Source organism: Dulcicalothrix desertica PCC 7102 (assembly GCF_003991905.1).
Taxonomy (GTDB): Bacteria; Cyanobacteriota; Cyanobacteriia; order Cyanobacteriales; family Nostocaceae; genus Dulcicalothrix; species Dulcicalothrix desertica.
The window spans coordinates 284,450-298,045 of record NZ_RSCL01000014.1; the positions used below are offsets into that span (position 1 = coordinate 284,450).

A 13,596-nucleotide genomic window follows, 5' to 3' on the forward strand; every position below is an offset into this window, starting at 1 on the left:
TAGACTTATATATTTGGGGTGATAGTGTGGTTAATAGTAGTGAGAATGCAGTGAGTGTAAATAATTATCACAATTGACGATCCCCCCTAGCCCCCCTTAATAAGGGGGGAACAAGAGGGGTTCTTAGCCCCCCTTATTAAGGGGGGAACAAGAGGGGTTCTTAGCCCCCCTTATTAAGGGGGGTTGGGGGGATCAATTCCATATCTTCTAAAGTCAACCAGCCTGGGCGCCAAAGTTCTTGGTCTTGTAATATTGCTGCGTTAGTCCAAAACCGAACGTTCGGGTCACAAGATGAAACCATTTCGGCATAAACCCATTTTCCCTGGTTTTTACGGTTGACAACTTCAAAATGGCGCCAACCATCAACTTTTTTTTGTGACGTCCATTTTGAACCGAGTAAATACGGAAACTTTTGTTTTTTTGATTTAGGCATAATTACTTAAATTTGGACTCAAAAATTTTATTAAGAAATGTTAAGTATTATTAATTATAGTAAAGAATGGTGATTATAGAAAATTTAGATATGCACAAACAATATATAAGTTAAGCACCAGAGGTTGATTATTAGGTACGATAACTGCGATATCTAACTATTCCTGTGCGGTTTATGAGCAGTTCGCCTACCACTTTAAAAGTTTCTTCTGAATCTACTACAGTCAACTGGTCTTCATTACTTCAACAAATTCTCGACCATCAATCATTATCACGCCAACAAGCTGTTGAGTTGATGCAGGGCTGGTTGAACGAAGCTATACCCCTAGAATTATCAGGAGCAATATTAATTGGACTTCAAGCCAAAGGTGTGTCTTGCGACGAATTAGCAGGAATGGCACAGGTGCTACAATCTCTGTCGGTGAGCGAAGGGTCAATAGAACCTACAACTACTCCTTTAATTGATACTTGTGGCACTGGAGGTGATGGCGCCTCTACATTTAATATTTCTACGGCGGTAGCATTTGTTGCAGCAGCAGCAGGTGTGCGAGTTGCAAAACATGGTAATCGCTCTGCATCAAGTCGAGTTGGCAGCGCGGATGTACTAGAATATTTAGGTGTAAATTTAAGTGCCCCTGGCGATAAGGTGCAAGCTGCTGTAGATTCTGTAGGTATAAGCTTTTTATTTGCTCCTGGTTGGCATCCAGCAATGAAGGCAGTAGCTGGAATTAGAAAGAATTTAAAGGTAAGAACTGTATTTAACTTGCTAGGTCCTCTAGTAAACCCAATGCGTCCAACTGGACAGGTAATGGGAGTATATACCCCTAAATTACTAGAAACGATTGCGAATGCGATGCTGCAATTAGGAACGCACAAGGCTATTGTTTTAAATGGACGTGAAGGACTTGATGAGGCTTCTTTAGGAGATTTAACTGATTTAGCGGTTCTTAGTGATGGTAAGGTAGAGATGAAAACTGTTGACCCTCAAGCTTTGGGACTTGTAAAGGCGCCTGTTACGGAACTGCGAGGTGGAGATGTTGAAGAAAATGCTGATATTTTGAAAGCTGTGTTACAGGGTAAAGGCACAACCGCACAAACTTCTGTTGTTGCGCTTAATGCTGGGTTAGCGCTAGAAGTGGGCGATGCTGTACCTTGGGGTGAGCATCAAAAAGGTACAGAGTTAGCACTCGATATTTTGGCTAGCGGCGCAGCTTGGGATAAATTGGAATGCTTGGTCGAGTTTCTACGGTCTTAGTATCGGTGGGAGTATGAGGTCGAAATTGGACGACATCGCGCTTGATGGTTATGTCGTAGTCTCCAAAAAAGTCGTGTCCTAAAAGTCCAGTTTCTAGTCCTGCTCCTGCGATGGCAACTGGAATTTGTCCAACTTTGACTTCGCCAACTTCCATTGAATTTACATAACCAATGGGAAAAGTTACTGCTTTGGAACTAGCCGTATTAGCTTTAGCTTGACCAACAGGTACGATTGAAAGGAAGTCAGCCATTTTTTGAGTGATAACAGTTCCACTGGCGCCTGTATCGACTATCATCTCAAAATTTTGATTGCCGTTAAATTTGACTTCAATAACTGGTGTACCTCCCATCCTGCGTTTAATTGGGACTGTAATTACTTGTTCTTCTGTTTCTTGGTTAATGAAAGCTTCGGGGGGAATAATTGGTTGAACTTGCTGCTCAACTTGTGGTTGCTTGGGTTTGAGTGCGTAAACTGGAGCAATAATTTTTTGAGGTTTAGGAGCAGTTGCAATTTTGGCGTTCGCTTGAACTTGTGGTTTGTTCATAGTTTCAGGAACGACAACAACTTGAGTCACTTGGGGTTGTGGGGTTGGTTTTGCGGTTGCAATGGTTCTCAGTTGTGCTTGCTTGGCTCTTTGTTGGTACTCGCTAATTTTTTGCTGTGCGATTGAATAATAAGGGTCATCGCGCTGAACTTGTTTCATTAGCACAATTGCGTCTTGATATTGACCAGCTACTAACAGCCAATCATTAACCGATTGAGCCGATTGACTTATAGTATATGCACCAGCCGCTTTATCTAAACCTAACTCAAACGTCTTGGCTTGGTCTATGGTTTGAGGCGCCGACTCTGATGTTGAAGTGGAATTTTCCACTATTTGACCGTCAGTCTCTGTAGTCGCTGACATTGAAACAGATTGCCTTTCACTTTTAATTTGAGTTTGCTTGTCACAACTAGTAGTCAGGACTGCTATCGTAACTAATATTAGGTACCACGAGTTACGCATCGAAGTAATTAGATTTTTGCTCTTATAGTTTAAATTCTACCTGCTTTCCTTTGTTCCACAAAATCCAATAAATATACTTATGGCATAATTAACCATCGGAACCATTCGCTCTTAAATACTTTAACTTTTTTACTGTGCAGCATATGTCACTGTCTGACGCTATACCTGCTTTACTCGTACTAGCAGATGGAACATCTTATCGTGGCTGGTCTTTTGGCGCCATTGGTACCACTATTGGAGAAGTAGTCTTCAATACAGGTATGACGGGATATCAAGAAGTCCTGACAGACCCCAGCTACTGTGGTCAGATAGTTCTTTTTACCTATCCAGAATTGGGAAACACTGGTGTCAATCCTCTTGATGAGGAATCTGACCGTCCACAGGTTCGCGGCGCCATTGCTCGTAACATTTGCCACCGTCCTAGTAACTGGCGTTCTACCCAGTCACTGTCTGATTATCTAAAGCAGCACCAAATACCTGGTATTTACGGTATAGATACACGCGCACTAACTCGTAAAATCCGTAATTTTGGAGCAATGAACGGCGGTATCTCAACGTCCATTCTCGACGAGAACGAATTACTTGAACAAATTCAAACGGCGCCGAATATGGAAGGTTTGAACTTGGTGCGTGAAGTAACAACACAATCTGTATACGAATGGTCAGACCCAACTACAGCGGTTTGGGAATTTAACCCTAAATGTAAAAGTGATTCAAAAAATAGTTTTACAGTTGTAGCTTTAGATTTTGGCGTAAAACGTAACATTCTGAGACGATTAGCTTCTTACGGTTGCCGTGTTGTCGTAGTACCCGCCACCACGAGTGCAGAAGAGATTTTAAAATATAACCCAGATGGTATATTTCTCTCGAATGGGCCAGGAGACCCTGCGACTGTTTTAGAGGGTATTGCGACGACAAAGGCATTACTCGAAGCCGAAAAGCCAATGTTTGGAATTTGTATGGGACACCAAATTTTAGGTCACGCATTGGGGGCAGAGACCTTTAAGCTCAAATTTGGGCATCGCGGTTTAAATCAACCCGCAGGCTTAACTGAGAAAATAGAAATTACCAGTCAAAATCACAGCTTTGCCATAAACCCAGACTCACTACCAACATCCCAGGTCGAAGTCAGCCATTTAAACCTGAACGACCGTACAGTAGCAGGTGTTCGTCACAAACAACTGCCAGTATTCTCAGTGCAGTATCATCCCGAAGCGAGTCCTGGACCCCACGATGCTGACTACTTGTTTGAGCAGTTTGTGGAAGAAATGAGCAAAGCAAGACAGTCACAAACGGCAAATGTTTGTTGACCATTGGCAATTAACTTTGTTTGGGGTCTATTATAGACAAAATGCATTAAATTCATCTATACTTGAGCGTTCGTTTTAAGACGAGGAGGGAGTTATTGCTGAACCACTAAATTTAACCGTTAGCCTGCGAGGTACCCGCGAAGTTCGGGATAACTGTCAGCTATTCCGTCTCACAGGCTTATTAGATGCCTTCTCTGAACCTACATTCCGCAAGGTTATTGGAGGCAAAATTGATGAGGGTCCAAAGAATATTATCTTAGACCTCTCACAAATTGATTTTGTAGACAGTTCTGGGTTAGGCGCCCTTGTGCAACTCGCCAAGCAGGCACAGAATAACGAAGGAACCTTACAAATTGTCACAAACGCCCGCGTCACTCAAACAGTCAAACTTGTACGTCTAGAGAAATTTCTCGCCCTGCAAACAAGTGTTGACGCGGCTTTAGAGAATATCAAGTAGCTTTGTTGCTTGATTGTAACGACAAATTACAACCAGCTATCCGATGTCAAAAATCTGGATAGCTTTAATTTTTACGTAAATTTTAGATATAATAAGCTGTTTAGAGTGTGATAATGCGCTAAAGTGTTATCTACAGATCGCTTGAATCGTAAAGCCTGATATTAAAAGTAATTTTATGTAATCCCTAATGATGCCTTTTTGACCCGTAATGGGAGATTGCGGGCAAAGTAGTTTGGTTCCACCCCCAAGTTGTGCTGCGTTAATCGCGATATGTAAACAGTGAGGAATGATGAATTTGTGAAATTATCGGAGGAACAACCATTTGAAGATGACTCAGAGAGTAGGTGTCATGATAACCCTTGGAACCAAGTACTGAAAGCTGCTTGTAACAAGTTACCGACTCAAATATCTCTAGCCGAACTTCGACAAATTTCTCCTACTGCTTTAGCCTATTTGGGGGATGCAGTTTATGAACTGTACTTTAGAATGTACTATCTCCTACCACCGCAGCGAATCGATAGTTATCATCGTTCGGTAGTTGCACAAGTACGAGCGGAGATGCAAGCGCGCCATTTGCAAGCGCTAGCACCAGAATTGACCGATAACGAATTAGAAATCGTCCGTAGAGGCCGCAATGCTACTACCGGAAGACCAAAGCGAGTGAGTGCCGAAACATATCAACAAGCAACAAGCTTAGAGACCTTAGTTGGTTACTTATATTTAACTGACGAAGCGCGTTTAGTAGAACTCCTGCACAAAATACCGACCGAATCAATCGAATCACATATTTAGAACAAGTAGTGGTATTTCTACCTAAAATAACCTCTTGCGCTTGCATTTGGGTTGAATTGTAGTGATAGAAGTGCCGGAAACGCACATGAAATTAGGGACTTATCATACTTATCATGGCTAACAAAACCAAAAAAATTAACGCCCCCCGTGAACAGCAACGCGGGCAATCCCTCAAAATTAAGGGTAAGCGCGTAGTTGGGAATTCAGTTGGAACTCCAAGAAGAGCTAATGGCAACGGTAGTAGCGCTCCTAGTCCACGTCCACAAGCTAAGTTATCGCTGCCAAATGTATCGAAAAAGGGATTTGACAAAAATAAAGATAGAGATAGAGACAGAGACAGAGATAGAGATATCGATAGTCCCGTTCCAAGTCCTCGCTTAAACGGTAAATTTTCAGTTCCATCAGTCAAGCCAATTGATAGCAAGCGAGTTGAGAACAAGCAATTCGACGGCAAGCGAGATGAAGGTAGAAAATATGAAGGTAAATTTGAGGGTAAATCCGAGGGTCGCAAATTCGAGGGTCGCAAATTTGAGGCTCGAAAAGGTGAAAGCGCCCTTCCAACTCGCCAAGGTGTGAGAATTAAAGGCAAACGAGTCGTTCCACATTCCATTGGCGCCGCAAGTCGGTTTGTCAAAGACGACATCGCCGAATTTGATACAGATACACAGTCAGAAACTAGTGACATGATTTATGGTCGTCACCCTGTTTTGACGGCATTAGAAGGTACACGTCATCTCAACCGTATCTGGATTACTCCTCGTTTACGTTATGATCCCCGTTTTCATTCGTTGATTCTTCAGGCGAAAGAAAATGGTACAGTAATCGATGAAGTTGAACCAAGGCGCCTAGATCAAATTACTGAGCAAGCAAATCACCAAGGTGTAGCAGCACAAGTAGCTCCCTATAACTATGCTGATTTGCATGATTTAATCACTCAAGCCTTTAAAAAGAGCTATGCACCAGTAATTGTGGTCGCAGACGGCATCACCGATCCCCATAACCTCGGCGCCATTATTCGTACTGCTGAAGCTATTGGCGCCCACGGGTTGGTTATACCACAACGACGTTGTGCTGGTATCACTTCCACTGTCATGAAAGTCGCAGCAGGTGCGTTAGAAAACTTTACCGTTTCAAGGGTGACAAACCTAAGCCGTGCATTAGAAGATTTAAAAGCAGCGGGCTTTTGGATTTACGGCACTGCCGATGATGCTAGCGTTCCACTGCACTCAGTTGATTTTGGCAACCCCAAAGACGACAAAAAACTCAGCCCCATCGTTATTGTTATTGGTTCTGAGGGTGAAGGTCTTAGTTTGCTGACACAGCGCGCATGTGATGTTTTGGTGTCAATTCCCTTATCCGGTAAGACTCCTAGCCTTAATGCCTCCGTAGCAGCAGGTATGACACTTTACGAAATTTATCGTCAACGTTGGGTAAATACCTTACATCCTGATAAGTAAGCGACAAATTCTTGGAAAAAGTTAGAGTAAAAGAGTATAAAGAAATGTAAACACACTTTTTTCAACGTACCTTTTACACACTACTCAAAACATCTACTTGGTGAAAGCCATGACAAGCGTTTGGAATAACTTCAAAGAATTGTTGATCAACGTATATCAAAATATTGGTATGGCGTGGTGGGTCGAGGTTAAAACTCAGTCCCCCCGCTGCACCTATTATTTCGGTCCATTCCTAACTTCAGCAGAAGCTAGTGCCTCTCGCAAAGGTTACATCGATGACCTTGAACAAGAAGGCGCCACAGGGGTATCTGTTACAGTCAAGCGCTGCAAACCCGGTGTTTTAACAGTAGCAGATGACTTGGGGGAATTGACTGACCGTAAAGTTCGGCCTATCTTTAGCGGTCAAATGTAACCAAAGGCTTTTTACCGTTTCCCAGCTTTTGCTCTGGGGAACGCATTAAGTCTTTAATCAACACAGAAATACAAACTTGAGATACCTTTCAATAACATCTTGTAGAACAGGCATCCCTGCCTGTTCCTTCAAGGTGTATATTTTTGTTAGGACGGGCAAGGATGCCCATCCCACAAGAGTCAACTAGTAACCAGGTGGAATTAGAAAACCCTGAGTAAATGCAGCAAGTTGCCGCGCAATACTTAATAATTCCATTTCCCTCCACCGTTTACCAATAACTTGTACACCAATAGGTAATCCTGTATTATCTTTACCAATGGGGATCACCATAACCGGATGCCCAGTAAAAGCAAACGGCATAGTATAGGCGCCACTAGCCAGCAAATATGGTATTTTTCTACCATTAACATAAATAGCTGACCCTTTCGCGCGATGAGTAAAAGCAGTACAAGTTGCAACCGGACACAACCAAACATCCCAATTTTCCAACGCTTCATCCATCTGGGCAATAATTCGGTCACGTTGTGTCAACACCTCAAAATATTTCTTAGGATTAGGATTTAATAAGTTTGGCAAAAGCTGACTCAAGTTGCTGAGGTCGCGTAGAGCTTTATCACCTTGAGTTGCTTCGCGAAACATAAACGGAAGCACTTGCCACAAATCATCAAAGTCCCAAGGTTTCGCATATCCCATGCTGAGAGCCACAAGTAAGTTGTATAATTGTAAAGTTTTTGCTAAATCAAACTTTTTTGGACTCCAGTTTTCTACATAGGCGCCTGTTTGAGCTAAGTTACTCACAAATGATTTAATTGCAGCTTGAATTTCTAAAGCAACTGGAATTTCTTGCCAGCCATCAGTCCAAGCAATTTTTAAGTTTTGTAAAGATTTGTTTGATGGAGTATCCAGAGGAACTGGCGCCACATCAGGTTGCCTTGAATCTGTACCTAATGAGATTGAGAACCATAATTGCAAATCTTCTATTGAGCGAGCAAAGCATCCTGGTGTGAGTATGTGTCGAATACATTTAGGCTGTCCAGGCACTTCTGGGATGTGTCCGGCAGTAGATATACGACGGTCTGTTGGTTTTAAACTATACACACCGCAAAAGTGAGCTGGTTGGCGCATTGAACCACCAATATCATCTCCTATTTCTAAAGGCGCCATTCCAGTCGCGACCGCAACAGCGCTACCACCTGAACTTCCACCTGCTGTACAATCTAAATTCCAAGGATTATTTACTCTTTCAAATAAATCATTTGTACTTTGATAATCACTTGCTAATTTAGCCAGATTTGATTTTCCTATAATAATTGCTCCTGCTGCGCGTAATCTTTTTACAACAGTCGCATCTTGAGCGGGGATATAATCTTTAAGCCTTTTATATCCTGCGGTTGTTCTTAGTCCTGCTGTTTCGTATACATCTTTAACGGTCATTGGAACACCGTGTAAAACTCCCCAGTTTTCACCTCTTGCTAACGCTTCGTCTGCTTGTTTCGCTGTTGTGCGTGCGCGTTCATCAAGTGTACATATGGCGTTTAGTTTAGAATTATGTTTAGAAATTTGAGCTAGATGTGCTTCTAAAACTTCAACAGCAGAGACTTCGCGTGTGCGTATCACTTCTGCTATTTTATGAGCAGGTAAAAAAACTATATTATTCATAATTAAAGATGTGGATGTTGAAAACTTTGAATAACTTCGGTTATTTTCTGCGCTATTGCTAGTAATTCCATTTCTTGCCAACGTTTACCTATTATTTGCATTCCTATCGGTAATCCATTTTTAGTTTGTCCAATCGGAATTACAACAACTGGATGACCTGTAAGATTAAATGGTACTGCATAGGCGCCATTAGCCATTTGATATGGCACTTTTCGATTATCAACTTCAATAGCTACTCCTTGAGGTCGATGGGTAAATGCTGGTGTTATTGCAACTGGACACAGTAATACATCACTTTTTTCTAGTTCTTTATCCATTTGTGAAATCAACTTATCTCGTTCTTGTAAAATTTCAAAATATCCTTTCAAAGTTGGATTAATACCAATTGGAAATGCGATGTTAGGAATATTGCTGATTTGCCGTAGTGCTTTATCTCCTGTTGTTGCTTCACGGAATAAAAATCTAATGTTATGACGAAAATAATCTAAATCTTGAGTTTGTGTAAGTGGTACAATATATGTACCTAGCGCGTAATAAATTTGCCATGCTGCTAAAAAGTCGAATTCTAATAAAGCGCGCTCAATTTGGGCGCCTGCATTTGTAAGTTTTTTAATTGTGCTTTGTATGGCTAATTTAATATCTTCTGCAACTGTCCATATTGATATTTCATCAATCCATCCAATTTGTAAATCCTCAAGATTACGCTGACTTGGAGTATCTAAAGGTACTGGTGGAATATCAGGTTGACGAATATCGGCGCCTGCAATTATTGATAAACAAAGTCTTAAATCTTCTACCGAACGAGTCAAGGCGCCTACGGTCATCATAGAGCGAATGCTTCCAACTCCAACAGGCAAATTACCCGTTGTTGGAACTCTTCGGTCTGTTGGTTTGAGTCCAAATATGCCACAAAAATGTGCAGGTTGACGAATTGAACCACCAAAGTCTGAACAAATATCCAAGGGTGATAAACCTGCGGCAACTGCTGCGGCGCCACCACTTGAACTTCCACCCGGTGTATAATTTAAATTCCAAGGGTTATTTACACGCGGGAAAATTTCGTTGTTACCCTGATAGTCTCCGCTTGCGGTAGCTAAATTTGTTTTGCCAAGAATAATAGCTCCAGCCGCACGCATTCTTTGCACTACTGTTGCATCTTGGTTGGGTATATAGTCTTTAAGTGGTTTGTAACCTGCTGTTGTACGAAGCCCAGCAGTTTCAAATGCATCCTTTATAGTTATGGGGACTCCGTGTAAAATTCCCCAACTTTCGCCACGTGAAGTTGCTTCATCGGCAAGCTTTGCATTTTTGAGCGCGTTTTCTGTATTGAGAGTACAAATTGCGTTGAGTTCGGAATTATACTTATCTATTTTGTGTAAATAAGCATTTACTACTTCTAGCGACGAGGTTTGCCGTTCTTGTATCATTCGAGCAAGCTTGTGAACGGGCATGAAGGTTAGATCATTCATAGAGTTTTGGATTATCGTAGGGGGCTAGCGTAGGGAGGGCGGGTTTACAAAATTTTTAATACGGTTTTAGGATATCTGTTAACCCGCCCTTACCATAGGAGATCGAGGAGCGTACACAACTGATGCAACTCGCTCTAATTGATATTAAGTTAATTATATTAACTTTTAGTTAATTGTGTTAACTAATTAGTAATTGTGCTAACTCAGCACTCAGAACTCAGCACTCAGAACTCAGTACTCAGAACTATTTTTGACATGGGGCGCCCAACTAAAGAAAATTCGTTAACGCGACAGGATGTAATAGAGGCGGCAATTTGCTGCTTGGAAAAAGAAGGAGAAGCAGCGCTTGGTGTAAATCGAGTCGCGCGAGAGTTAGGTATTAAACCACCCGCGATTTACAAGCATCTCGATGGAAACGCGGCATTACGGAAAGCTGTAGTGTTAGAAGTGTGGCAAAAATATTTGATGTATTGTGAACAACAAACCGCACAATTAAGTACACCTCGCGAGATGTTGCTTGCAGGTGGACACGCAACACGTAACTTTGCACGCACATATCCGGCATTTTACAGGTTGATGATGCAATATCAGCTACAACCTAGTGACCCAGATGCAGGTGTAGTAATTCAGAAATCGCTTGGTTTTTTAAAAAACTCACTACGTTTATATGAATTAAACGAAAATCAACTAATTGATGTAATGCGGATGGTCAATGCTGCCATAACAGGTTTTATTTCTATAGAGCAAGCAGGATTAATGACACTCGGACGTTCAACCGATGAAAGTTATGAAGTGATGCTTGATGCGTTGCTGGTCGCAATTGAACATATCCGTTCAACAAGCTAATCATGAGCAAAGTATGTTTAGATAAACTATAGCTCACCAGAATAAAATATTACAATAAAAGTTTAATTCAACTAAGCAAACATTCCTAGAGAAATTTCTAGGAATATACAACATTAATTTTTTAGAGCAAGATATAAAAATATATAAATAGGTGCTTCCTCACCTCACTATATATATATGTTGTTTATTAGTTGGGGAGCGTATGCAAACAATAAAAGATTTGTAGCAGAAAAATTCATCATGTAATCGCACAGGATTTTTAGGAAAAGCAGATGAGAGCATCTAAGGGCAGCCACGGTAGAGAGCAAAGGTTGATTTGTGAAGGATTAATCATTCGCTATATTTTCCTCTTCAAATAAATCTACTGGTTGGCAGTTAAACAGTTCACACAGCCTAGCAACCCTAACAAACATTTTTACACCGTCTCTGCTTTTTTCCCAGTTCCGAACTGTAGACACATCAACCCCTAGCCTTTCAGCAATTTGACGCTGTGTTAGGCCTTGTTCTTCTCGGAGTTTTGCAATTTTAGACACGTGGTTTTCTCCCATACATTTATTCATAGCATTAATATAACATGAATTTATTCATGTGAATTAGTTGACACTGTGAAAAAGTTAACGCACAATAAGCATAGAGAAGGCGCCCCGACTACCAATCTAAAGCGCTCCTCTAAGTCCAAAAACATTAAGAAAAAGGACACCTATATTATGGCGCAATCTGTGATTGATGCCCAATTTGACACGTTAATAACGTGTTATCAGGGTGGTAATGCTTCGTCTGACTATGAGATAGACGGCGTAAAGGATGCTGATTTTGGTGAGCTGTACCGCGTTTGGAGGAGCTATTGCCTGATTGGAACTTTTTACCAAGCACTTGATGGTAAATGGGTAGCACAATCTACAAAAGCTACAATCAAGGGCAGCTTTAGCACTGAGAGTAAAGCAATCCTGGTTCTTGTTGCAATTCACGAGAACCCGCAGCTACAAAGCGCGTAAACTTCCAAACCTATTACTTACGAGGTGCCATCTACTGCGCCTCTTTTTTGGTAAAAAATCATGAGTAATTTAACGATTTTCAATTTTGAGTCACGCGAAGTTCGTTTTGTTGGTACAGCGTTGGAACCAGAGTGGATTGCAACCGATGTTGGCGAGGTGTTAGAAATACAAAATATTCGTCAGAATCTAGCAGAGTTCGACTCGGATGAAAAGGGTGTATGCACTATATACACCCCTGGCGGAATTCAGGAATTAGCGACTGTTAAAGAAGCTGGTCTTTATAAGCTAATTTTTAAATCTCGCAAACCTGTAGCTAAAAGATTCCAACGGTGGATTTTTCATTCCGTGATTCCAACCATCCGCAAAACGGGGAAATACGAGCTACCACAAGTTGAGGTGCCACAGTCCAAATTTCCAATACCATCATTGGAAGAAATCTCAACCTTGCTTGATTTGACACTTGGTAAAGCTGGACTTGAGCCAAAACTAGTAGCAGGCGCCAAATTGAATGCAATTTGTAAAAGGCACCCTCACCTGCGAGAAGAAGCAGAGGAAGCTAAGTCAATGCTGCTTATTTCAGTGGAAGATAAATTGCTGGCACCCAAACAGTTAGGTGAAATACTTACAGAACGCACTAATGAAAAATGGTCGGCGCAGCGAGTTAATAAATTGTTGATTGAAAAGGGTTTTCAAATGCGTAACTCAGAAGGAAATCCCGATTATCTACCAACAGATAAAGGAAAAGCACATTCACAAATGACACTTGGTACAGCCAAAGGGCGTGATAAGACAGTTCAACATTTGAGATGGTTTGAGTCGGTACTTGAAATTGTGGAGGTGCCGTGATTTTCTCATTTGACAACATCCTTTAGGCACGATAACAGCAAATATGGATAAAATAAAAGTCTCTTCTCTATAAAGCAGAAGAGATTTTTATCTTTAGTATTAATTCCAGCTTTATTTAATTTTTGAATATTTTATATTTATACTAATGAATTTATGCTGATAACGGCTCATAACTTTACTGTTTGCAATATAAACAAGGCGCCTGTAGCTATAGTGTATCAGAAAATACCTAATTCCTTTGGGACATGTTCGAGCGTAACTTTTGTGCCAAAAAATTTATAAACTCTTTGTTTTGACGTAATGCCTCAACTTCGGCGCCTAAATCATCTATTGATGAAGACATAAATAATTAATATAATCTCATTCGTAAGTTAGAAAAATAATTATTATATTAGCGATAGATTATGGAGATGCGTTCACCTAGTGTCTCGCAGAGAATATATTATCGCTTAAAAGTAAATGTATTTATATTAAATCATTTTGTGACTATAGATACAAAATAAACTATTGCAGTTTTGAATGATATGTTAAAAATTTCATGAAATTGATTTAAATTGAATTATAAAATTAATTTACAGTTTGTTGAATTACTACTAAAGGTATAGATTGCAAAAAAAGAGTTCAAAACTTTGGGCAGACGATAAATAAGTTGATGTAAAG

At 40.8% G+C, this 13,596-nt stretch carries 14 protein-coding genes; 9 read left to right on the top strand and 5 right to left on the bottom strand.

Features of this window, described 5'->3' with window-relative positions:
* Positions 1 to 160: 160 nt before the first annotated feature.
* Positions 161 to 433 (bottom strand): TIGR02450 family Trp-rich protein, encoded by a 273-nt coding sequence (locus DSM106972_RS28425; protein WP_073622907.1) that lies wholly within the window; start codon positions 431 to 433, stop codon positions 161 to 163.
* Positions 434 to 607: 174 nt separating this feature from the next.
* Between DSM106972_RS28425 and trpD the strand changes: the two genes are divergently transcribed.
* Positions 608 to 1,687, top strand: a complete 1,080-nt coding sequence (gene trpD / locus DSM106972_RS28430; RefSeq protein ID WP_127083829.1) for an anthranilate phosphoribosyltransferase — start codon at positions 608 to 610, stop codon at positions 1,685 to 1,687.
* Here trpD and DSM106972_RS28435 read toward each other — a convergent pair.
* Positions 1,632 to 2,693: a retropepsin-like aspartic protease family protein gene (locus DSM106972_RS28435; RefSeq protein WP_127083830.1), complete on the bottom strand. Its 1,062-nt coding sequence runs from the start codon at positions 2,691 to 2,693 to the stop codon at positions 1,632 to 1,634. The two genes, trpD and DSM106972_RS28435, sit on opposite strands and share 56 nt — an antisense overlap.
* 143 nt (positions 2,694 to 2,836) lie before the next feature.
* Here DSM106972_RS28435 and carA point away from each other — a divergent pair, with 143 nt between their 5' ends.
* The 5 genes from carA (at position 2,837) to DSM106972_RS28460 (ending at position 7,121) form a co-directional block, all read left to right on the top strand.
* The gene (carA, locus tag DSM106972_RS28440) at positions 2,837 to 4,003 is read left to right on the top strand and encodes a glutamine-hydrolyzing carbamoyl-phosphate synthase small subunit (protein WP_127083831.1); all 1,167 of its coding nucleotides are present in this window, start codon (positions 2,837 to 2,839) and stop codon (positions 4,001 to 4,003) included.
* 94 nt (positions 4,004 to 4,097) lie between these two features.
* Positions 4,098 to 4,460 (top strand): STAS domain-containing protein, encoded by a 363-nt coding sequence (locus DSM106972_RS28445; RefSeq protein WP_026093148.1) that lies wholly within the window; start codon positions 4,098 to 4,100, stop codon positions 4,458 to 4,460.
* A 297-nt stretch (positions 4,461 to 4,757) separates the two neighbouring features.
* Positions 4,758 to 5,252, top strand: coding sequence for a Mini-ribonuclease 3 (locus tag DSM106972_RS28450; protein WP_127083832.1), 495 nt, complete (start codon positions 4,758 to 4,760; stop codon positions 5,250 to 5,252).
* Between the two features lie 413 nt (positions 5,253 to 5,665).
* Positions 5,666 to 6,709 (top strand): 23S rRNA (guanosine(2251)-2'-O)-methyltransferase RlmB, encoded by a 1,044-nt coding sequence (gene rlmB / locus DSM106972_RS28455; protein ID WP_411675345.1) that lies wholly within the window; start codon positions 5,666 to 5,668, stop codon positions 6,707 to 6,709.
* 109 nt (positions 6,710 to 6,818) lie between these two features.
* Positions 6,819 to 7,121 (top strand): DUF1816 domain-containing protein, encoded by a 303-nt coding sequence (locus DSM106972_RS28460; RefSeq protein ID WP_127083833.1) that lies wholly within the window; start codon positions 6,819 to 6,821, stop codon positions 7,119 to 7,121.
* 183 nt (positions 7,122 to 7,304) lie between these two features.
* On the opposite strand, the gene DSM106972_RS28465 is transcribed toward DSM106972_RS28460, so the two are convergent.
* Both DSM106972_RS28465 and DSM106972_RS28470 read right to left on the bottom strand, forming a co-directional pair.
* Complete coding sequence (locus tag DSM106972_RS28465) at positions 7,305 to 8,780, bottom strand: amidase (RefSeq protein ID WP_127083834.1); 1,476 nt, start codon at positions 8,778 to 8,780, stop codon at positions 7,305 to 7,307.
* A 2-nt stretch (positions 8,781 to 8,782) separates the two neighbouring features.
* A complete protein-coding gene (locus DSM106972_RS28470) occupies positions 8,783 to 10,249 on the bottom strand; it encodes an amidase (protein ID WP_127083835.1) in 1,467 nt (488 codons plus the stop codon).
* Between the two features lie 195 nt (positions 10,250 to 10,444).
* Here DSM106972_RS28470 and DSM106972_RS28475 point away from each other — a divergent pair, with 195 nt between their 5' ends.
* The gene (locus DSM106972_RS28475) at positions 10,445 to 11,095 is read left to right on the top strand and encodes a TetR/AcrR family transcriptional regulator (RefSeq protein WP_233787033.1); all 651 of its coding nucleotides are present in this window, start codon (positions 10,445 to 10,447) and stop codon (positions 11,093 to 11,095) included.
* Positions 11,096 to 11,421: 326 nt separating this feature from the next.
* On the opposite strand, the gene relB is transcribed toward DSM106972_RS28475, so the two are convergent.
* Positions 11,422 to 11,628: a type II toxin-antitoxin system RelB family anti-toxin gene (gene relB / locus DSM106972_RS28480; protein ID WP_233787034.1), complete on the bottom strand. Its 207-nt coding sequence runs from the start codon at positions 11,626 to 11,628 to the stop codon at positions 11,422 to 11,424.
* Positions 11,629 to 11,802: 174 nt separating this feature from the next.
* On the opposite strand from relB, the gene DSM106972_RS28485 reads away from it, so the two are divergent.
* Positions 11,803 to 12,090 carry a hypothetical protein gene (locus tag DSM106972_RS28485; RefSeq protein WP_233787035.1) on the top strand — a complete coding sequence of 96 codons (288 nt, stop codon included), beginning with the start codon at positions 11,803 to 11,805 and terminating at the stop codon, positions 12,088 to 12,090.
* A gap of 60 nt (positions 12,091 to 12,150) precedes the next feature.
* On the top strand, positions 12,151 to 12,936 hold the full coding sequence (locus DSM106972_RS28490; protein WP_127083837.1) for a BRO-N domain-containing protein: 786 nt from the start codon (positions 12,151 to 12,153) through the stop codon (positions 12,934 to 12,936).
* Positions 12,937 to 13,596 lie beyond the last annotated feature (660 nt).

Bases quoted from the DNA above. Each gene is read 5' to 3' on its own strand.
- DSM106972_RS28425 (WP_073622907.1), bottom strand. From the start codon at position 433: ATGCCTAAATCAAAAAAACAAAAGTTTCCGTATTTACTCGGTTCAAAA.
- trpD (WP_127083829.1), top strand. From the start codon at position 608: ATGAGCAGTTCGCCTACCACTTTAAAAGTTTCTTCTGAATCTACTACA.
- DSM106972_RS28435 (WP_127083830.1), bottom strand. From the start codon at position 2,693: ATGCGTAACTCGTGGTACCTAATATTAGTTACGATAGCAGTCCTGACT.
- carA (WP_127083831.1), top strand. From the start codon at position 2,837: ATGTCACTGTCTGACGCTATACCTGCTTTACTCGTACTAGCAGATGGA.
- DSM106972_RS28460 (WP_127083833.1), top strand. From the start codon at position 6,819: ATGACAAGCGTTTGGAATAACTTCAAAGAATTGTTGATCAACGTATAT.
- DSM106972_RS28465 (WP_127083834.1), bottom strand. From the start codon at position 8,780: ATGAATAATATAGTTTTTTTACCTGCTCATAAAATAGCAGAAGTGATA.
- DSM106972_RS28470 (WP_127083835.1), bottom strand. From the start codon at position 10,249: ATGAATGATCTAACCTTCATGCCCGTTCACAAGCTTGCTCGAATGATA.
- DSM106972_RS28485 (WP_233787035.1), top strand. From the start codon at position 11,803: ATGGCGCAATCTGTGATTGATGCCCAATTTGACACGTTAATAACGTGT.
- DSM106972_RS28490 (WP_127083837.1), top strand. From the start codon at position 12,151: ATGAGTAATTTAACGATTTTCAATTTTGAGTCACGCGAAGTTCGTTTT.